Below are 19735 nucleotides of genomic sequence, written 5' to 3'. Positions count from 1 at the left end.
GTAGCGAATTTACCAGTATAACAAACAACCGCATTTATAACTAGGTTTGTCGTCGAAAAGGTCATCATTTTCGCGATTGAGATAATAGCGCGAGTTCTTTCATTTCATCTTTGCTTAATCCACCAACGCGATCTCGTGCGATTAAAATTTCCATACGGCTTTCCACCATCCAATCAAGTAATTTTGCAAAGCTATCTCGATATTCTTGAATTGCATCACTTTTTGATATCAGAGTTTCCTGTAATAGGAGTTTATTGATCGTTGATATTTGTGGATGTTGATTAAAATGGTCGAGCATTTTGAGTGTGGTTATTTCGCCTTCTGAACTACAAAAAGCGTGAATGTCCATAAGTAAATTTAAGCCATTAAAACCACCATCAACCAGTAATTCAGGCTGAACTTCAGGCACGTCTTTCGCTAACTCGGGGTATTCAAGCAATAAATGAATTAATTGTCTTATAGGGGTAATGCGGGTTTTTTGTTGTTGGAACTTATTTTTGACATCAGGCTTGCTGGCCAAATGGCGTGCTTGGTTTATATCTTTGGTAAGTTTAAACCTATCAAACTCACCTGTGTGTTGGCTCAATGTTTCCAGCATTAAAGACTTTTGGTTTTCACCGGGAATTTGCTCTATCATCGGCATGGCTTGGGCTTTTAACGCCGCTTTACCTTCGGATGAACCCACAGAATGAATATTCAATAAATGTTCAAATAAAAATTGAGATAGTGGTTTTGCTGACGTTAGCCGTTGATTAAAAGCATCTTGCCCCTCTTTTCGCACCATAGTATCGGGATCTTCACCATCAGGTAAAAACAGAAATTTAAGCTGGGCACCGTCTTGTAATATAGGTAGGGCATTTTCTACGGCTCGCCATGCAGCATCTCTGCCTGCTCTGTCGCCATCATAACAACACACAATAGTTTTGGTACTGCGCATTAACATAGTGAGATGTTCAGGTGTTGTAGCCGTACCCAAAGCGGCGGTCGCATTTGTTAGCCCAAACTGACTAAGTGCGACCACATCCATATAACCCTCTACAATAAGCACAGAGTTTAGTTGGCGATGAAGTTGCCGTGCTTGATAAAATCCGTAAAGCTCATGGCCTTTATGAAACAATCGGGTTTCTGGTGAATTGAGGTATTTAGGACCGTTATCTCCCATCACTCGGCCACCAAAGCCGACTACACGACCACGCTTGTCGCGAATAGGGAACATGATTCTGTCGCGAAAAAAATCAAAGCACTTATTGTTATCGTTTCTGGTGATTAATTTTAGATCGATAAGTTGTTGAATAAGGCCGTTGTCACGCCCGAACGTAGATAAAACCGCATCCCATTCGCTGGGAGCGTAACCAATTTCCCATTGTTTTACGATTTCTCCCGATAATCCTCGTTGTTTGAGGTAATCAATGGCAGCTTTGCCTCCAGCGTGATTTTTTAACTGATGTTGGAAAAATTTTGTAACTTGTTCCATTAATTGATAATCGGAATCACGCTGGTTTTTGGTTGCGCTTAACTGGGCTGGAGCAGCCCCTTTTTCTCTTGGTACTTCTAACCCTAAAATACTGGCTAACTCTTCTACGGCTTCAACAAATTCTAAGCGGTCGTATTCCATTAAAAACGAAATGGCATTGCCATGGGCACCACATCCAAAACAATGATAAAACTGCTTTTCTTGGCTTACTGTGAATGAGGGGCTTTTTTCATCGTGAAACGGGCAACATGCTTGGTAATTTTTACCTGCTTTTTTTAGTTTTACTCGGCTATCTATTACCTCGACTACATCACTACGTGCAATAAGATCGTCTATAAAGTCGCGAGGAATACGTCCAGCCATATTTGAAATAACTATTTTTTGATAAACAAGGAAGCAATGATCAACTAATTTAAATTTATGAGCAAGGGGATTCCACATTTACGAACAAGAAACTAAAACGTCAACTAAAAATTTACGGAGGGTAAACATTAGACGTTTTGAATAAATATCACGCTATGTGGTTGGACCTCTTAAACTAAAAACATAATAAAATTCAACACTTGTAATGAGTTGTCGCAAAATTGTTATTTTTTTGTTTAATTTTGAGTATCATTTGTCACATGAAAATTATGAACCTCCTTTTTTTGTTCAGTTTTTTGCTCATTAAAAAGAGGTTTTATTCTGTTCAATCGCGAAGTCTCAGTAAATTATGAAGGTGATAATATGAATAAAAATAAGTTAAAGCGTTTTACCATGCCTGCAGTAGTTAGTCTTGCCTGTGCGTTTTTAGTGGCTCCCTCTTATGCAGATTATTGTGAGCCAGCGAGTAGCAGTAGTAGAAGCCCCTATGACAATACAACGGGTAATACGAGAACAGCCCTGAGTGTTGCCAAACATCAATACCAAGGTGATGACGGTAAGTATGATTGTATTTCTTATAGTCAGATGTTGAATGGTGAATACGCTAGTAATACCACTGGCGGAAAAGATTACTTTTATTTTAACAACGACGCCAATGTTGGTGACTCTCTTTATTTTAAAGTGAATGAATCCGTTGTATCCAGAACTGAATTAAGGTTGCAGAGCTTCCAAGCTGACAGTGTCGACCCAAGTCCTCGTTTTAGTGGAACCTTTAAAATTCGAGGCAGTAAAGCTGTTCGCTCTGAAGATTTTACTGTCGCCCAGCTTCATGTCGATACAAATACAAGCTTAACGACTGATGCTAATGTTATAACTAATTCACCTATGTTACGTATTGCTTATATTCACTCTAGAGATGGTATAGATAATCATTTCTGGGCTATTTTCCGCCCGAACCCAAATGATAACGGAAGCGGTGCTTATGAATATGTGTCACTTGGTGAAGCCGTAACAGGAGCGGCAAATGACAATAGCTTTATTATGAAGTACGGCACAAATAGCGGTACTAAAATTTGGGTTGTCACAAATGGTGAATCAACCCGTTTTGATATTAGCCAATGGAAGCAAGATGACATATACATCTACCATAAAGCTGGGTGCTATACCGATGGTGATGTGGGCGATTGCCAAATTCAATTTACAGAATTGCATAAAAGTAATTACTAATTAAATATTCTTTTCTTCTATTTGTAAAAAGAGGTAAGCCAAAGCGATAACCTCTTTTTTACAACCAAACTATATTTTTTGTGTTTTTCTTGTTCTTTTTTTGTTCTTTTCCTTGGTTTTTTTTGTGACCAGTATTGACAAAGTGTAAAGTTTAAGGTTGGAGTGTTGCTCCACATTGAAACCTATAAGTATATTGAGCTCGTCTTTTGTACAATGCATTAGGCATTTTTCATTAATTGTAGTTCGATTAATTTTTAAGGTGAAAACATGAATATCTTTAGATTCAATCCTTTATCTGCGTTTTTTAATGGTACCGTTTTAACGTTAAGTCTTGTAGGTGGGTACGCTCACGCAGCGGACTATTGTGAACCCGAGAGTAGTGAGTCGTTAAGTCCATATGACAATACATCAGGAAGCACTCGAAGTGTTTTAGGTATTGCGAAGCATCAGTATCAGGGAGATGGAGGAAAATACGATTGTATTTCCTATAGTGAAATGCTAGACGGAGACTATGCGAATAACACTGTTGGTGGAAGCAACTATTTCTACTTTGCAGAAGAAAGTGGTGTGGGTGATTCATTGTATTTTAAAGTCGATGAATCGGTAACCTCTAGAACGGAGCTTAGACTGGAAAGTTTTCAAGCTGACACTGTGAGTCCTGCGCCAGAGTTTGGTGGTACTTTTAAAATAAGAGGGAGCAGTGCCGATCGCTCAACAGAGTTTACTGTTGCACAACTACATATTGACCAAAATACCACAACAGATAGCGATGCTATTACAAGCTCTCCTATGCTTCGAATTGCATATTATGAGAGTCGCAGTGGGTTAGACGACCATTTGTGGGCCGTATTTCGTACAGATCCTGATTTTAATGGAAGTGGTGGTTATGAGTACCAAGATTTAGGAGAAGCTCTGTTTGGATCGTCGAATGAAAATAGTTTTCTCATGACTTATGGCACTGATGGCGGCGACACGATAACAGTGACGGGTAATGGCGAAGAAGTTGATTTTGATATTTCGAAATGGACGCAAAGTGATATTGATATTTACAACAAAGCCGGGTGTTATACCGATGGTGATGTAGGTGATTGTCAAATTCAGTATACGTCTTTAGAGCACGATAATTATTAATTAGTTTGTTTGTTCCTCTATCGCAATATGCGATAGAGGGTTTTAGAGTTTGGTGGGTGATATGAAATACGGGGCTATTTTTTTAACCGTTATTGGTGTTATTTTATTTATAATTTTGGGTCCTTTTCATAAAAAAAGCGACTCTTCTAAAGCAGAAAAATCTACTGTTACTGAAGCTTTACCTCTAAGCGCTACTACTAAAGATGACTATGTTCATCAAGGTGATGCAAAAAAAACTGACGAGCCGATACAGACGAGGCCAAAGCCTAGCGATGATAATTGCGAAGAAGAATGCTTTGATAATTTGTTAAAGGGGCTGATATCTGAAAGTCGTTTATCTAAAGCTGATTACCGAAAATTGACAGGTGATATGGATGAACTAGTGGCTTATTTGAGCTCTAATCCAAACATAGTTAAAGATCTGGCTATTGAAGTAAAGCAAGACAATGGCGGCAGCCATTCAATTGTTCATATATTACGCCAACTACCTTTCGATACATTATCTGCTATTATTAACGAGATTACATTTTCAGATGATCAAAGTACTCGATTGAGTGCTTTAGCACTGATTGATCTTGCTTACTCTTCAAGTAAGGGAAGTAATTTACAAGCGCAAAAAGAAGACTTAACAGATATGTTAACGTCAGTCATTTATACTGAAAGTAATATCGAAAATAAAGTGTATGCCTTTGAGGTTTTAGCAAATCATAAATGGAAAACCACCGACGATAGTGTACTGAATAATTTAACCGGGGTGTTTGAAGAAGAATTAACGCCGGAGTTGAAGGCTAAGGCTCTTGAGACTGTTGCTATGTTTGGCGGTAATTTGATTGGTTTTGAAGACACTCTAGTGAACGGCTTATCCACTGCGTCCTCTAATATCGAAAAAAATGGGGCGCTAACTGCGCTACATAACTTAGGGCTATTTATTGATGATGATGACTCCCAACAATTAGCACTTTTGGCTCGATTCGAAGGGCCACTCAGAGCCTTTATTGACAATGAACCTGAAAAATCGCCTTTTTCTCACCGAGCAACTCAAATATTAGAACGCTACTATGGAAATTTATCTCATTGATAATATTAGCGAGTCAGCCCATTTATCAGGAAGAATTCGCAGTAATTTAATCATTAAAGTGCGTTTACTGACGATGTAGCGTGTTTTGGGCTTAGGTGAGTGACAGGCGTGGTATAGCACTTCAGTTGTTTGTGACACATCAAGGGCATTGACCACGGCTGCATCTATTGCTTTTTCGAACGCGTCGAGTTTTTCGCCGTACGCTGCTACAACTGATTCATTATATGTGGCTTTAGATTGATGACTTTTTTCTTCGCCTTTGGTCCAAATTTTCGTTTTTACTGGGCCGGGCTCAATCACACTGACATGCACATCAAGGTGTTTCAGTTCTCGTCGTAAACTATCTGAGATTGCTTCAACAGCAAATTTACTGGCGGCATAAATGGCCATAAAAGGTGATGCAACTAGACCACTAATAGAGCCAACATTGATAATTCGCCCTTTTGACTGACGAAGAAAAGGCAATAGCGTTTTACTTAAATTAACTAAGCCAAAGACATTGACTGCAAACACATTTTGCCAATCATTGATACTAGAGCCTTCAATTGGGCCACCGCTGGCTAAGCCAGCGTTATTGATGAGAACATCAAGAGACAACTGTTGTGAACTAAAGAATTCAGCACATGCGGTTACGTGTTCTTGGACGGTCACATCAAGTAAAATAGGCGTGATATTGTGGTATTGTTTTAACCTTTCTAAGTCAGCTTGATTACGAACACCTGCAATAACATGCCAATTTTCTTTTGCAAGTTTAAGCGCAATATCCTCGCCAATACCTGATGAGCATCCACTGATCATTGCGCGTTTTTGCATGGTTATTCCTTTTTGGCGTGCGTAGAGGTTTGCGTTTAAATAAACTGAGCTTAGTTCAGTTTTGCTTTTATGAGGCCGCTTACTTTACCCATATCTGCACGGCCCTGAAGTTTAGGTTTTAGTAAACCCATCACTTTCCCCATGTCTTGCATTGAAGATGCGCCCGTAGATTCAACCGCTTCGTCAATAAGCGTAGCAATTTCATCTGCCGTAAGAGGTTGTGGTAAGAATGACTCAATAACCGCAATTTCTTCACGCTCTTTTGATGATAGGTCATCGCGGTTGGCGGCATCGAACTGCTCGGCGGCGTCTTGGCGTTGTTTTACCATTTTTGTTAAAATTGCTAACACATCAGTGTCGTTTAGCTCTATTCGTTCATCTACTTCACGTTGCTTCACTGCTGCTAGTGCCATACGAATAGTACCTAAACGCAATTTGTCTTTTGCGCGCATTGCGTCTTTTTGTGCGTTTTTTAAATCGTCTATGAGTGCCATTGGCCATTCCTTCATTTTTATTTTGCTTGTACAAACAAAAAAGCGCCGATAATAATCAGCGCCTTTAAATTCAGTACAGAAAAACCCTTAGTAGAGTTTTACACGACGTGCGTTTTCTCTCGCCAATTTTTTCAAATGACGCTTTTTCGCAGCCGCTTTCTTACGCTTGCGTTCCCACGTAGGTTTTTCGAAGAATTCACGACGACGTACTTCAGATAAAATTCCAGCCTTTTCACAAGAACGCTTGAAACGGCGTAAGGCTACGTCAAACGGTTCGTTCTCTCTAACTTTAACTATGGGCATTAAGTTCTCACCTATATTCTTTCAATTATTTCGGGTTTCACATGCAACTTTCAAGCTGAGAAAGGCTACCCGTGTGCTAAAAAATGGTGCGGAATTCTAAACATTATTACGCGCATTGTAAAGTCAAAATATATCAAAATTTAAACAGTTATTGATTACTAACTGAAAATGCCTTGATACACTTACTAATATTCAACAATTATGCTTAAAATCGCGCAAAAAAATGTATTAATTATGACTAAACAGCATTTCATTACGTTACCAGCAATGCCTCGTGGGTTCCATTTAATAACACCGTACATTGAACAGGTATTAAATAATTGTTCTCACACTGGGTTGGCCCATGTATTTATACAACATACATCAGCATCACTGACCATAAATGAAAATGCAGATCCGACCGTCCGACAAGATTTTGAATCTCATTTTAACGTTATGGTACCGGAAAATGCACCTTATTACACCCATACCTATGAAGGAAGCGATGATATGCCTGCACATATTAAGGCAAGTATGCTGGGGCCAGATGTAACTGTACCTATCTCTAATGGCAAGTTAGCTTTGGGTATGTGGCAAGGAATTTATTTGTGTGAGCACCGAAATCACGGTGGCCCCCGTAATCTGGTGGTGACTTTAGTCTAATTGATTGTTAAATGGCTCTGTGACTTGCGCTTATTTTAACTAATAGTAAACTGCGCAGCGATTAACAGGAGACGAATGTGCGCGTACTAGGTATTGAAACATCTTGTGATGAAACAGGCATCGCAATTTATGACAAGCAACAAGGTTTGCTTTCCCATACTTTATATAGTCAGGTGAAGCTACACGCTGACTATGGTGGGGTAGTGCCTGAACTTGCGTCTCGTGATCACATTAGAAAAATAGTCCCTCTTATTGAAAAAGCACTAGAAGAAGCAAATTGCAGTAAAGAGGATCTTGATGGTATTGCATATACTCAAGGACCTGGCTTAATCGGTGCGCTTCTTGTTGGCTCTTCTGTAGCCCGAGGATTAGCGTTTTCTTGGAATTTACCTGTTATCGGTGTTCATCATATGGAAGGCCACTTATTAGCGCCAATGCTGGAAGATAATCCACCTCCGTTCCCTTTTGTTGCGTTGCTGGTCTCTGGTGGCCACAGCATGATGATAGATGTAGAAGGCATAGGCAAATATACCGTGTTAGGTGAATCTATTGATGATGCAGCAGGCGAAGCGTTCGACAAAACGGCAAAATTGTTGGGGCTAGATTATCCCGGTGGCCCTTTGTTAGCAAAGCTAGCTGAAAAAGGGGAAGCTGGACATTATAACTTCCCGCGCCCCATGACCAATAAACCAGGATTAGATTTTAGTTTTAGTGGGCTAAAAACATTTGCTGCGTACACCATTCGAGATTGTGACGGCAGTGCGCAAACCCATGCCAATATCGCCTATGCGTTTCAAGAGGCTGTGGTTGATACCTTAATGATCAAGTGCCGCCGCGCTCTAAAACAAACAAAGCGCAAACGGTTAGTTATTTCTGGTGGAGTCAGTGCAAATCGTCATTTGCGCTCAGCCATGAAAACCATGATGGACTCAATGAAAGGGGAAGTATTTTACCCCGCACTGGACTTATGTACGGATAACGGTGCAATGATTGCTTATGCAGGCTGTCAGCGATTAAGTGCAGGCCAAGTGTCAAGCCTAAGCGATGTGGCTAAGCCCCGTTGGTCATTAGAAGAATTGCCTCCTATTTAACCGCTTTCTTTTTTTGCCAAATAGTCGGTTCTTCTCTTTTTACTAGCCGAACAATGTTGTGTCGATGACGCAGTATAATAAACAGGCTTAACATGCAGACTGCGGGAGTATATTCTGGTTTTATAAAATAGGTGTAAACTGGTGCTAGCAGCGTTGCCGTAATCGCGCCTAGAGAAGAAAAGCCAGTAAGAAAAACAACCACCAACCATGTTCCTATCATCATACCCGCTAGACCTAAACCAATAGGCAGTAGTGCGCCAAACGCAGTGGCAACGGCTTTTCCTCCTTTAAATCCAAAATATAAAGGAAAGCTATGCCCTAAGCAGGCTGCCATAGCCACTAAACCTAACACTATAACCGGCAAGTCCCACCAGTAACTTAGGTAAACAGGGGCCAGTCCTTTAAAAATATCAAATAGTAAAACGAGTACTGCCGGGGTACGGCCTCCTAATCGCAATATATTTGTCGCACCAGGGTTTTTTGAGCCAAACAAACGAGGATCAGGTAAATGAAAAAGTTGGCTTACTATTACTGCGCTTGATAAAGAGCCAGATAAATAGGCTAAACAAATCATAAAGACAGCATTGGCAGTCATGGAATGTTATCTACAATTAGGTACACTAGTGTATAAATTACTAAAAAATCGACTAAATCGCCAGATGCAAAAAATTATCATCGAACAATTACAGGTTCCTACTCTCATTGGGGTATATGACTGGGAGCGAACACAAGCTACGAATTTATTGCTTACTTTATCCTTGGATGTAGATATTTCTAATGCAACAATATCGGATAATGTAAATGATACCGTTGATTATGGTAAGGTCGCAGAACATGTTAAACAGGTTGCGAGTGAAACGTCTTTTGAATTACTTGAAGCCTTGGGGCGGCGCATTTGTGAGAGCGTATTAGCTGTTTTTACAGTAGATAAGATTACGCTTAAAATTGAAAAGCCTGATATTTTACCCGATGCGACCACTGTTTCTGTCATTATGGCGTTTGATAAACGAGGCATCACCTCTATTTAACATTCACTCTTTCTTCTGTTTTAACCACAATACTATTTGAGGTACGGCGTAATGACGCTTTTAGAAATTATTATACTGGCTATTATTCAAGGCGTAACCGAGTTTTTACCGATATCGAGTTCCGCTCATCTATTGTTACCTGCTGAGTTGTTCGGCTGGGTTAGTCAAGGCTTAGCATTTGATGTGGCTGTACATGTTGGCAGTTTACTAGCCGTGGTTATTTATATGCGTAAAGAAATCTCCATGTTGACTGTAGGCTTCTTAAAACACGGCTTTAGTAAAAATCAAAGCAATGAAAGTAAGCTTGCTTGGTCTGTGGTCATTGCAACTGTGCCTATTATTATTGTGGGTTATTTAATGAAAGATTGGATTGCATTAAATGCTCGAACGGCTCTGGTGATGGCGGTTACAACCATAGGCTTTGGCTTGTTACTTTGGTATGCAGATGTAAAAGCATCATTGACACGCAAACTCGATTCTATGGGATTTAGCAGTGCGATAATCATTGGTTTGTCTCAGGTTCTGGCGCTAATACCGGGCACATCCCGTAGTGGTATTACAATGACATCAAGCTTAATGCTTGGGTTTGATAGAGAAAGCGCGGCAAAATTTTCATTTTTATTGTCTATCCCCGCTATTTTGGGAGCCGGACTGTTTTCTACGATTGAGTTAATTCAGCAAACAGAAGCGGTAGATTGGATGGCCTTATTGTATGGCGCCGGATTTTCTTTTGTAAGTGCGTATCTATGTATTTATTTGTTTTTAAACTGGATTTCTCGTGTCGGTATGTTGCCTTTTGTGATTTATAGGTTAACACTGGGTACAATTTTATTGTGGTTTGTATTTGGTTAATGAATTTAAAGTTAAGGTGAAATAATGTCAGACACGATATTTACAAAAATTATTAATAAAGAGATCCCCGCTGATATCTTGTATGAAGACGAATTGGCGCTAGCATTCAAAGACATTAGCCCTCAAGCGCCCGTTCACTTTTTGGTTATTCCGAAAAAAGCCATTGCTACTATTAATGATATTACCGAAGAAGATTGTGGCGTCGTGGGGCATTTGAGCTTCGTAGCGGCTAAAGTGGCTAAAGAACTTGGCGTTGCTGAAGAAGGGTACAGAACAGTCATGAACTGCAATGAGTTTGGTGGGCAGACGGTTTATCATATTCATCTTCACGTTCTAGCGGGTAAGCCATTGGGCTGGCCACCTTTTTCTGCAAAATTAAAATAATTATTCAGGTATGTACTAGTATTTAAAGTAACTCTTCAAAGCCACCATCAAAAATGGGATGGCGTTGTATTTAAGTGAAATAAGAAAGGACAAGTTATGTCGACACAGAACGCATTACTCACCATACTTTTTGAAAAAGTGAAGAACGATACGCTGGTACTTCCAACCTTGCCGGCGATCGCATTAGAAGTTAGAAAAGCCGCTGATGATCCTGAAATAAATTTAAATAAAATGGCTGACGTAATTGCTAAAGACCCGTCGTTAAGCGCGCGAATGATAAAAATTGCCAATAGCGCTTATTTAGGAAGAACGGTTAAGGTTGAGTCGGTTTCTCAGGCCGTAACTCGTATTGGACTGCGTCAAATTAAACATATAGCCACAGCTTTGGCAATGGAACAACTTTTCGTATCTAAAAATGACATTATTGCTAAGTATTTAAGCCAAGAATGGGAAAAAACAGTCGCCGTTGTTGCCAACAGTATGGCTGTGCTTCAAACCTATGCTGCAAGAACAAAAAATAAAGAAAAGAGTTTGGACGCACTGGCATTGAGTGCATTGGTGCATAGTATTGGTGTCCTGCCAATATTAACAGAAGCAGAACGCCATAATGACGTATTCGCAAATCCATCATTTCTCGAAGAAGCGATTAAGCAAACTTCGGGTGTTATTGGTGGAAAAATAATGGAAAAGTGGGAGTTTGGTCCAAATTTTGTTGCTATTTCAAAGTCTTGGAGTGATTTGTCTGTGGTCAGCGATAATATAGACTATATGGACTTTGTTCGAATTGGTGCTGTCTTGAGTGGTAAAATGGCTCAGCAAAAAGACGCAGTGATAAATGCAGCAATTGAAAGAGGCGTAATAGAGAGCCCTAGCGAACTCTCTACAGATGAGTTTTCAGATATGTACAATAGCGCTCTTGCTATTTTTGCATAACCTTTTAGGTTAAATCGTCTGTAAGCGATAGCTCTTTATTTAGAAAATTAATAAATTGACACAACTCTGCAGACATTAATGCAAATTCGGCGTCTAGGCGCTGCATGATGTCATCTTTAGGTACGTCACTGACCGATTCGACTATTCGGTCGGTGAATTTAATTCTCTTAACACTGCCGTCTTCACATAAAATTGCTGTCATTACATCATCGTAGGAAATAGCAATTTTTTGAACCCACTTGCCCGCTTCAATATGGTGGGCGATTTCTTCTGAATCTAATGGCTGGTTTTTACATCTAACAATACTTGCAGCATCGTCACTAGATTTAAGCTCAGCTTCTTCAAGCAGTTCAATCGTGTTGGGAACAGCCTGGCTAATCCAGCTAGTAAGTTCGTTTTGCAAGCTACGTCTAACCAAAGGAACAACAGGAAGGCTATTCAGTGCTTTTCTAAGCATGGCTAGAAACGTTTCCGCTTTACCATCTGAAGATGCATCAACTAACACCTTACTATCTTCAATCGACACACACGCATGGGTGTAGCTATTTTTGGTAAAGGCTCTTGGCAACAGCGCATGAACAATTTCTTGTTTTAGATCTGCTTGTTGTTTTTTCCCTACAGGAGAGCCGGTTTCTGCTTCAATGGCTTCTACTTTTTCAGCAAGTTCAGCATTGACAACTGCGGCAGGAAGGATCCTTTCTTGTTTTTTTAAGGTTATCCAAAAACGGTCACCCACTCGGTGAAATAGGGCAGGGGAACTCCCCCCTTTCACCGATGAAAATGGAGAGCAAAACCCCATAGTAGCGGTTTCTTGTTTTCCGCAGGGGCGAAAAGCGAGATCGGATAATGCGTTTTGCAGATCATCATCGTGTAAAGAGAGATCTTGCGTAAGTTGATAGACTTTTAAATTTTTAAACCACATGTTTAGAGGACTAGAATGAGACAGTCCGGCAGATTAACAATTTAAGTTCGTTTGGGGAAGCGTATCGTATACTTTAATCCTTTACCCATTTTGCTTGATGCGGTGATTTTACCTTTTAATGCTTGATTAGCTAAATTGTACATAATATGAGTACCTAGTCCTGAGCCGCCTATATCTGCTGCTGTAGTGAAAAATGCATCGAAAAGTTTGTCGAGATGCTCACTGGAAAGGCCTTTACCGTCATCTTCATATACTAGTACGATATCGTTATTTTCTTCTGTAACGTGGATTAATATCTGACCTGCTATACCTTCGTCATAGCCATGAATATGAGAGTTCATTATCATATTTGTGATAATTTGCGCGATGACGCCTGGAGCGCAAAAAATTTGCAGTTGCTCAGGACATTCGATGGTGATGGTATGCTGAGAATGTTTAAAGCTTGGAAGCAGCGAACTTAGAATTTCATGTAAGTATTCATTTAAATCGAAACAACGCTCGGCTTCGCTAGTTTGGTCTACGGCAACTTGCTTAAAGCTGGCGATTAAATCAGATGCGCGATATAGGTTGTTGAGTAGTAAATCAGATGTTTGTTCTACTTCTTTAAAAAAATCATCCATTGCTGACTTGGTAATTGCATTGTCGGCATATTTTGTTTTTAACGATTTAATACGCTCTTGCATAAAGCTACTAGCAGTTACACTGACGCCTAAAGGGGTATTGATATCGTGAGCAATACCTGCAACTAATCCGCCTAGCGAGGCCATACGTTCTGATTCTAGCAGTTGATCTCTGGCGATTCTGAGGGTGCCCATGGATGAGGCCAATTCGTTATTTTTCCGTCTCAGTTCGTTTTCAATGTACTGGCGATTTTCGTTTTCCTGCTTTAACTCTCTTTGTTTGACTATGAGCTCGTCTTTTTGCTGTTCTAAATCCAGCATGATATGGCTCAATGATGCGGTTTTCTTTGCAACCTCTTGCTCTAAAAGGAGATTTTGATTATCTAATTTTTCATTGGCGTATTCTAATTCATTTTGAGCACTTTTGAGTGTATCGCGAGACGCAACTAAGTCGTCTATAACATGGTTGTAGGAGTTGGTGAGCTGTCTTAATTCATTATCATCTTCAATGTGCAAAGACAATTTTGAATCTTGGGGCCGTTCAGCATTAAACTCCATCATTTGGCGGGTAATAGTGCGCAAAGGCGTACTTAACATTGTCTTAAAAGCAGACATAAACAAAAATATCAAAAATGCCGTTTTTAATATTGCATTAGCTATTAATAAAATAACTCCTATTTCTATACGGCCGAAAATAATATCAAAGTTAGAATATAGGGTGACATCGCCCACATTGGAAGTTCGTCCCGAAAATTCAAAAATAAGAGGGAAGCTGTAACCAAATACACCGCCTGAATAGTCTGTCATTTGCCCAGACGTGGCGATATCATTTTCAGAAAAGTTTTGCGCAGCGATACCTAATTGAGCAACAAATTGCCCGTTTTCATCACGAATTTGAACGCCTTCAACAATAGGGATTTCCATTAGCCCTAGAGCTATAGATTCTGCTTGTTCTAGGTTTAGTTCCCAAATTGCACGGGTTAAACTAGTAGAAAATGTATTTTTCAACGTACGAAGCTCATCTTCAACGTTACTTTTAGTAGCGTGATACTCTACGATAATCTGAGTAAAAGTAACCGTCAGTGTGAGTGCAAAATATAAAGAGAGCACTCGAGTAAGTAGCTTTCGTGATAACCCAGTTTTAACGTGTGCCATCCAGTATTCCTAATATCATGGTGAGGTTAAGAATATGCGTAAACGAGCGGTTTCTCAAGTTACGTGAATACATAAAATCCTTTGGAACTTACGTTCTACTTGTTAATTTAATAAAAGTGTAATAGAACCGTTAAATAATAAGCTCGATTTTATTGCCTTAGGAAATAATGATGTCAAAGACTGTGTTGGTCGTTGAAGATGAAGCACCGATTAGAGAAATGTTAAAGTTTGTTCTTGAACAGTCGGGATTTAGTATTGTTGAGGCTGAAGATTATGATATTGCTCAAGGCAAGATCTGTGAGCCCTATCCAGATTTAATTCTTCTTGATTGGATGCTGCCAGGGGGAAGTGGAGTTCAGCTGGCAAAAAGCTTGAAACAACATGAATTTACAAGAGATATACCGGTTATAATGTTAACCGCAAGAGGAGAGGAAGAAGATAAAATTAGAGGCCTAGATGCAGGTGCTGATGACTATATTACTAAACCTTTTTCTCCCAAAGAGCTGGTGGCAAGAATTCGAGCAGTAATGCGCCGAGTTACTCCTATGTCTAGTGAAGAACCTATTGAATATAATGGGTTAAAACTTGAGCCTATCTCTCATAGAGTGATGGCGAATGACGAACAGTTAGATATGGGGCCAACGGAATTTAAGTTATTACACTTTTTTATGACTCATCCAGAGCGAGTTTACAGTAGAGAGTTGTTGCTTGATAACGTATGGGGAACTAATGTATATGTTGAAGACCGTACTGTCGATGTACACATACGACGCCTACGTAAAGCAATTTCAGGGCACGGGCATGATACAATGATCCAAACTGTCCGTGGGGCGGGATACAGATTTTCTACTAAACCTTAGGTCCTTTTTATACCTGCAAATACATTAGCAGTAGGAGCAACATGTACTATCCCTTTTCATGGGTTAAAAGCTTAACCAAGGTGATGATATTTCTTGTATTTATCGCCTCATTAGGGGCGTTACTCGATGATACCTTAGTCGCAATATTGGTTGGGACTCTGGTGTTGCTTGCTACGAATTATTGGCAATTATATAAATTAAATCGATGGTTATGGCACAGTCGAAAAATGTCGCCTCCAACTGTGTCTGGCTTTTGGGAACATATTTACGAAGGTATTTATTACCTTCAACGTCGAAACCGGAATAAAAGAAAAGAGTTAGGCGCATTGGTGAAACGCTTTAGAGAAGGCTCTGAAGCACTACCGGATGCAGCAGTAGTAGTTGACGCTAATGCTCGCATTATATGGTGTAATCGTTTGGCTAGAATTGAAATGGGGCTCAGGTGGCCCACTGATTCTGGTATGCGATTAGATAATCTTATTCGGCACCCTGAGTTCATTGATTATTTTCACAAAGGGCGTTTCGATCATCCTATTGAGGTTAGTTCGCCTTTAAATCCACAAAAAATATTCGAATACCGGATTATGCCTTATGGTGAATCTCATCTATTGCTAATAGCGAGGGATGTATCACGAGTCTCTCAATTAGAGGAAATGAGGAAAGATTTTGTTGCCAATGTGTCTCATGAACTCAGAACGCCACTAACGGTTATTACCGGTTATATAGAACTATTACCTGTACCTGACGACAACCCATTCATAGCAAAAGCGCTTCAAGAAATGCATTCTCAAACTGGGCGTATGCAAAACTTAATTGAAGATTTGTTAATTTTGTCCCGTATAGAAGCGAGTGCAGAGAGAGTGTTCGAAAAATCGGTGAATGTACATGCTATGTTAAGGCAAGTAGAAGCCGAAGCCATTACTTTGAATAAAGATAAACAACACGAAATAGAGTTTAACCTTGATCCGTCTTTACATGTATTTGGCGTCGAAACTGAATTGAGAAGTGCTTGTTCTAATTTGGTGTTCAATGCGATTAATTATACCCCGGTATGTGGAAAAATTAGGGTGACATGGGAAAAAACACCATCAGGAGCGATGTTTTCTGTGTCAGACAATGGCGATGGTATTGAAGAGAAGCATATTGCTAGATTGACTGAACGCTTTTATCGAGTGGATAAAGCTAGGTCACGGAAAACCGGTGGTTCAGGATTAGGTTTATCCATTGTGAAGCATGTGTTAAGTCATCATAATTCTCATTTGGAAATTACCAGTACACTTCGAGTCGGCAGCACTTTTTCTTTTGAGTTAGATGAACAGCTAATAGCGGAGTGAGAAAGTTATGAAGGGGCTATTTTTTGCAATCGCTATTTGGGCTTTCAGTAACACAGTTCATTCTGCAGAAAATTATCAACGACGTCCTGGTGTAGTGGGAAAGGCAGTGGCTGTGGGCTCTGATACAATGGCCAATATGATGACCCTTTGGGCCGAAGAGTTTGAAAAAATTTACCCTCAAGCAAGTATCGAAATAGATGTAACCGGGTCATCTACAGCCCCTCCTGCGTTAGCGGAAGGTGTTGCAAATATAGGCGTAATGAGCCGTTCAATGAAAGCCAGTGAAATACGTCGTTTTGAAAAAAACTACGGCTATCCACCTACAGTATTAAGAGTGGCGATTGATGCAATTGCTATTTTCGTGGAAGATTCGAATCCTTTAGAAGGGCTAACCCTCAGTCAAATTGACAGTATTTTTTCATCTACTCGTTATTGTGGGGGCCGTCAAAATATTACTCATTGGTCACAGCTGGGAATCGATATGGCTAAGCCGGATAAGTCTATCCAGATTTTTGGTAGAAATTCGGTATCGGGCACCCATGGTTCATTCAAGCTCAATGCACTGTGTGATGGAGATTTTAAAAACGCGGTTAATGAACAACCAGGGTCGGCTTCAGTGGTCTACTCCGTTGCATCAAATCATAGGGCTATCGGTTATGCGCCTTTTGGGCACAACATTGCTGGAGTAAAAGCCTTAGCAGTAGGTTCAAATACAGACTCATTAATTCCTCTTAATCATGATACTGTGACTGAGGGCTTATACCCTTTTTCTCGTTACTTGTATTTGATTGTAAATAAATCACCGAGCCAACCTTTTCCATCGGTAGAGCACGAATTTTTAAGGTTCGTTCTTTCAAAGCAAGGGCAAGAAATGGTAACTAAAGACGGTTACTTTGCAGTTTCAGAGTCGATTATTAACCAGCAACTAAGCTTATTAGCCAATTAGCAAAAAATGAAATCGTTTTATTCTTTGTCGCTAACTTTGGACTTAAACTATTGATCTTATAAGATAGTTTCATATGATGAATGCACTTGTGATGGACGAAATTTATTCACGCAAGAACAACAAACTTCTAATGAAATATTAAAGTTTTGTTACATTGCAGAGCTTTAACAAAACTGTCATTTTTCCCCTCTAAGATGCCCACTCTTTTTAAATAACGAATAAAAATCTCTTGGAGTATTTGATGGAACTCAATAATTTGTTCAGAGTGTCTGCAGTGGCAGCAACGGTTGCGCTAACAGCTTGTGGTGGCGGCGACATCAACCTTGAAGTTAGCAATGTTAACACAGGTGTAGTTGCGGACAGTGGTGACTCAGATTCAAATGTAGATGACAATCCGTGTGCTTCATATGTGGATGAGGCTGGTGCAACTCAGCAAGGCGCGGTAGAAGGTAATAACTGCCGTTACACTGCTTTGTTTGTTAGCTCATCAAATGAGATTTTGACAGACGTTACTTTTAATGTGTTAGAAAATGATGGCGCTCACTTGTTTAACGAAAGCTTATATGTAGGTGAGAACTACGTATCTTTAAGCGAAGCTGCTGACGCTGGTATAACAGAAGGTGGCGATGGCCCAACCCTTTTCATTGAAGCTGGTGCAACATTAGGTTTTCAAGCAAATAGAGCATTAGTAGTAAATCGAGGCGCACAAATCAGTGCCCAAGGCGCAGCTAATGCACCTATCACTATTACGTCTGAAACCGATGTAAATGATTTGGTTACTCCAGAGCAAACAGAAGAGTGGGGCGGTATCGTTATTAACGGTTTTGGTTTCACTAATGCTTGCCAATACAACAGTGGATGGAACTTCCAACCTAACACTGGAAATGCAACTCCGTTAACACTTGCTGATAACACTGAGTGCTCAATCGCTGTTGAAGGTCTAGTTGGTAACGACCAATCTAACTTCGGTGGAGCTTTACCAGAAGATAGTTCAGGTATACTAAACTATGTTGTTGTTAAGCATGCAGGTTCAGCGCTTTCTCCAGGTAACGAATTAAACGGTATTACCTTTGGTGCAGTAGGAAGTGGTACGTCTCTTTCTAACATCGAGATTTATGCAAACATCGATGATGGTATTGAATTTTTCGGCGGTGGTGCTGACCTTACAAACTATGTAGCCGTGTATATTCAAGATGACTCTATCGACATCGATGATGGTTACTATGGCACAATTAACAACGCTCTTGTTGTACAAGGTGGCGGTACTGACGTGAGCGTGGGTACGCGTACTGGTGCACACTGTGTTGAATCAGATGGTGCTTCTGCACGAAACGAAAATGATGTATTTGCTGAGGACTACTTAAGTCGTGGCACAATCAATAACTTAACATGCATTAGTTCAGCGAAAAACCGCTCTACTGCGGGTAACGGTGACGGTGGTGCAGGTGTTAACTTTGAAGAAGGTCACCTAATTTCAGTAAATAACTCAATCATTACTACAGCTTACGCTGGTGATGATAGTGTTGAAAACGACAACTATTGCTTCCAAGCTGAAGATGACATTGACGCCACTCAGCTGGCTGCAGGTTTGTTGACATTTGAAGGTAATATTTTTGCATGTCCTGATTTGACAGCAAACAGTGCTCGTGAAGAGTTGAACTTCGATACTGTAGATACGAGTAGTGAGCAATATGCAACAGCTCTTAGCCGCCGTGCTGATGATGCTGCGGGTCCTTTCTCTGGCCCTGCTGTTAACTTCCTAACTGATACAGGTAATGTACTTTCTAATGCCACTGTTCGTGCAGATGAAGGTGTTACTACGAACATCTTGAATGGTTTCCTAGCAGTTCCTGTTGCAGATATTTTGGTAGAGGGTACATCTTTACCGGATGGTTTTGCTCAGCCTGGTGCTACGTTTACAAATGATGATCTAGTGTGGACATTTGGTCTACTAGAAGGTGCACGTAGTCAAGCATTATGGTTTGAAGACGGCCAAGTTGCAGGCGAGCGTTAATCAACGCGATATTCGTTTATTTTGCAACTCGTTTAAGGAAGGGAACTATGTACTCCCTTCCTTTTATATGT

At 40.2% G+C, this 19735-nt stretch carries 20 protein-coding genes; 13 read left to right on the top strand and 7 right to left on the bottom strand.

Annotated features, from left to right (window positions below; genetic code table 11):
• Positions 1-64 precede the first annotated feature (64 nt).
• On the bottom strand, positions 65-1837 hold the full coding sequence (dnaG, locus tag J3L16_RS02060; protein WP_207611200.1) for a DNA primase: 1773 nt from the start codon (positions 1835-1837) through the stop codon (positions 65-67).
• Between the two features lie 363 nt (positions 1838-2200).
• Here dnaG and J3L16_RS02055 point away from each other — a divergent pair, with 363 nt between their 5' ends.
• The 3 genes from J3L16_RS02055 (at position 2201) to J3L16_RS02045 (ending at position 5273) form a co-directional block, all read left to right on the top strand.
• Positions 2201-3064, top strand: coding sequence for a polysaccharide lyase family 7 protein (locus tag J3L16_RS02055; RefSeq protein WP_207611199.1), 864 nt, complete (start codon positions 2201-2203; stop codon positions 3062-3064).
• 267 nt (positions 3065-3331) lie between these two features.
• Positions 3332-4195 carry a polysaccharide lyase family 7 protein gene (locus J3L16_RS02050; protein WP_207611198.1) on the top strand — a complete coding sequence of 288 codons (864 nt, stop codon included), beginning with the start codon at positions 3332-3334 and terminating at the stop codon, positions 4193-4195.
• Positions 4196-4256: 61 nt separating this feature from the next.
• On the top strand, positions 4257-5273 hold the full coding sequence (locus J3L16_RS02045) for a hypothetical protein (RefSeq protein ID WP_207611197.1): 1017 nt from the start codon (positions 4257-4259) through the stop codon (positions 5271-5273).
• Here J3L16_RS02045 and J3L16_RS02040 read toward each other — a convergent pair.
• From J3L16_RS02040 to rpsU, 3 genes are all read right to left on the bottom strand, one after another.
• Positions 5262-6086, bottom strand: coding sequence for an SDR family oxidoreductase (locus J3L16_RS02040; protein ID WP_207611196.1), 825 nt, complete (start codon positions 6084-6086; stop codon positions 5262-5264). The two genes, J3L16_RS02045 and J3L16_RS02040, sit on opposite strands and share 12 nt — an antisense overlap.
• Before the next feature lie 50 nt (positions 6087-6136).
• Positions 6137-6580: a GatB/YqeY domain-containing protein gene (locus J3L16_RS02035; protein ID WP_207611195.1), complete on the bottom strand. Its 444-nt coding sequence runs from the start codon at positions 6578-6580 to the stop codon at positions 6137-6139.
• Between the two features lie 87 nt (positions 6581-6667).
• Entirely contained in the window at positions 6668-6883 is a 216-nt protein-coding gene (gene rpsU, locus J3L16_RS02030) for a 30S ribosomal protein S21 (protein WP_207611194.1), read from the bottom strand.
• Positions 6884-7117: 234 nt separating this feature from the next.
• Between rpsU and J3L16_RS02025 the strand changes: the two genes are divergently transcribed.
• Both J3L16_RS02025 and tsaD read left to right on the top strand, forming a co-directional pair.
• Positions 7118-7525 carry a secondary thiamine-phosphate synthase enzyme YjbQ gene (locus J3L16_RS02025; RefSeq protein ID WP_207611193.1) on the top strand — a complete coding sequence of 136 codons (408 nt, stop codon included), beginning with the start codon at positions 7118-7120 and terminating at the stop codon, positions 7523-7525.
• Positions 7526-7602: 77 nt separating this feature from the next.
• Positions 7603-8616 carry a tRNA (adenosine(37)-N6)-threonylcarbamoyltransferase complex transferase subunit TsaD gene (gene tsaD, locus J3L16_RS02020; protein WP_207611192.1) on the top strand — a complete coding sequence of 338 codons (1014 nt, stop codon included), beginning with the start codon at positions 7603-7605 and terminating at the stop codon, positions 8614-8616.
• Here tsaD and plsY read toward each other — a convergent pair.
• The gene (gene plsY, locus J3L16_RS02015) at positions 8609-9211 is read right to left on the bottom strand and encodes a glycerol-3-phosphate 1-O-acyltransferase PlsY (protein WP_207611191.1); all 603 of its coding nucleotides are present in this window, start codon (positions 9209-9211) and stop codon (positions 8609-8611) included. The genes tsaD and plsY overlap by 8 nt on opposite strands.
• A 64-nt stretch (positions 9212-9275) precedes the next feature.
• On the opposite strand from plsY, the gene folB reads away from it, so the two are divergent.
• The 4 genes from folB (at position 9276) to J3L16_RS01995 (ending at position 11813) form a co-directional block, all read left to right on the top strand.
• Entirely contained in the window at positions 9276-9644 is a 369-nt protein-coding gene (gene folB, locus J3L16_RS02010) for a dihydroneopterin aldolase (protein WP_207611190.1), read from the top strand.
• A 51-nt stretch (positions 9645-9695) separates the two neighbouring features.
• Positions 9696-10496 (top strand): undecaprenyl-diphosphate phosphatase, encoded by an 801-nt coding sequence (locus J3L16_RS02005; RefSeq protein ID WP_207611189.1) that lies wholly within the window; start codon positions 9696-9698, stop codon positions 10494-10496.
• A 24-nt stretch (positions 10497-10520) separates the two neighbouring features.
• The gene (locus J3L16_RS02000; RefSeq protein WP_207611188.1) at positions 10521-10880 is read left to right on the top strand and encodes a histidine triad nucleotide-binding protein; all 360 of its coding nucleotides are present in this window, start codon (positions 10521-10523) and stop codon (positions 10878-10880) included.
• 96 nt (positions 10881-10976) lie between these two features.
• A complete protein-coding gene (locus J3L16_RS01995) occupies positions 10977-11813 on the top strand; it encodes an HDOD domain-containing protein (protein WP_207611187.1) in 837 nt (278 codons plus the stop codon).
• Between the two features lie 4 nt (positions 11814-11817).
• On the opposite strand, the gene rdgC is transcribed toward J3L16_RS01995, so the two are convergent.
• Together rdgC and J3L16_RS01985 are read right to left on the bottom strand one after the other, a co-directional pair.
• A complete protein-coding gene (gene rdgC / locus J3L16_RS01990; RefSeq protein WP_207611186.1) occupies positions 11818-12735 on the bottom strand; it encodes a recombination-associated protein RdgC in 918 nt (305 codons plus the stop codon).
• A 41-nt stretch (positions 12736-12776) separates the two neighbouring features.
• Positions 12777-14510 carry a HAMP domain-containing sensor histidine kinase gene (locus J3L16_RS01985; protein WP_207611185.1) on the bottom strand — a complete coding sequence of 578 codons (1734 nt, stop codon included), beginning with the start codon at positions 14508-14510 and terminating at the stop codon, positions 12777-12779.
• Between the two features lie 170 nt (positions 14511-14680).
• Between J3L16_RS01985 and phoB the strand changes: the two genes are divergently transcribed.
• From phoB to J3L16_RS01965, 4 genes are all read left to right on the top strand, one after another.
• Complete coding sequence (gene phoB / locus J3L16_RS01980) at positions 14681-15370, top strand: phosphate regulon transcriptional regulator PhoB (RefSeq protein ID WP_207611184.1); 690 nt, start codon at positions 14681-14683, stop codon at positions 15368-15370.
• A gap of 41 nt (positions 15371-15411) precedes the next feature.
• Positions 15412-16704: a phosphate regulon sensor histidine kinase PhoR gene (gene phoR / locus J3L16_RS01975; protein WP_207611183.1), complete on the top strand. Its 1293-nt coding sequence runs from the start codon at positions 15412-15414 to the stop codon at positions 16702-16704.
• Between the two features lie 7 nt (positions 16705-16711).
• Positions 16712-17650 (top strand): phosphate ABC transporter substrate-binding protein, encoded by a 939-nt coding sequence (locus tag J3L16_RS01970; protein WP_207611182.1) that lies wholly within the window; start codon positions 16712-16714, stop codon positions 17648-17650.
• A 241-nt stretch (positions 17651-17891) separates the two neighbouring features.
• A complete protein-coding gene (locus tag J3L16_RS01965; protein WP_207611181.1) occupies positions 17892-19664 on the top strand; it encodes a hypothetical protein in 1773 nt (590 codons plus the stop codon).
• The last annotated feature ends 71 nt before the right edge of the window (positions 19665-19735 follow it).

This window comes from Alteromonas sp. 5E99-2, from assembly GCF_017368475.1.
Lineage (GTDB): Bacteria > Pseudomonadota > Gammaproteobacteria > Enterobacterales > Alteromonadaceae > Alteromonas_F.
Note: the sequence above shows the minus strand (reverse complement) of the source record. Positions and strands in the feature narration are given on the sequence as shown.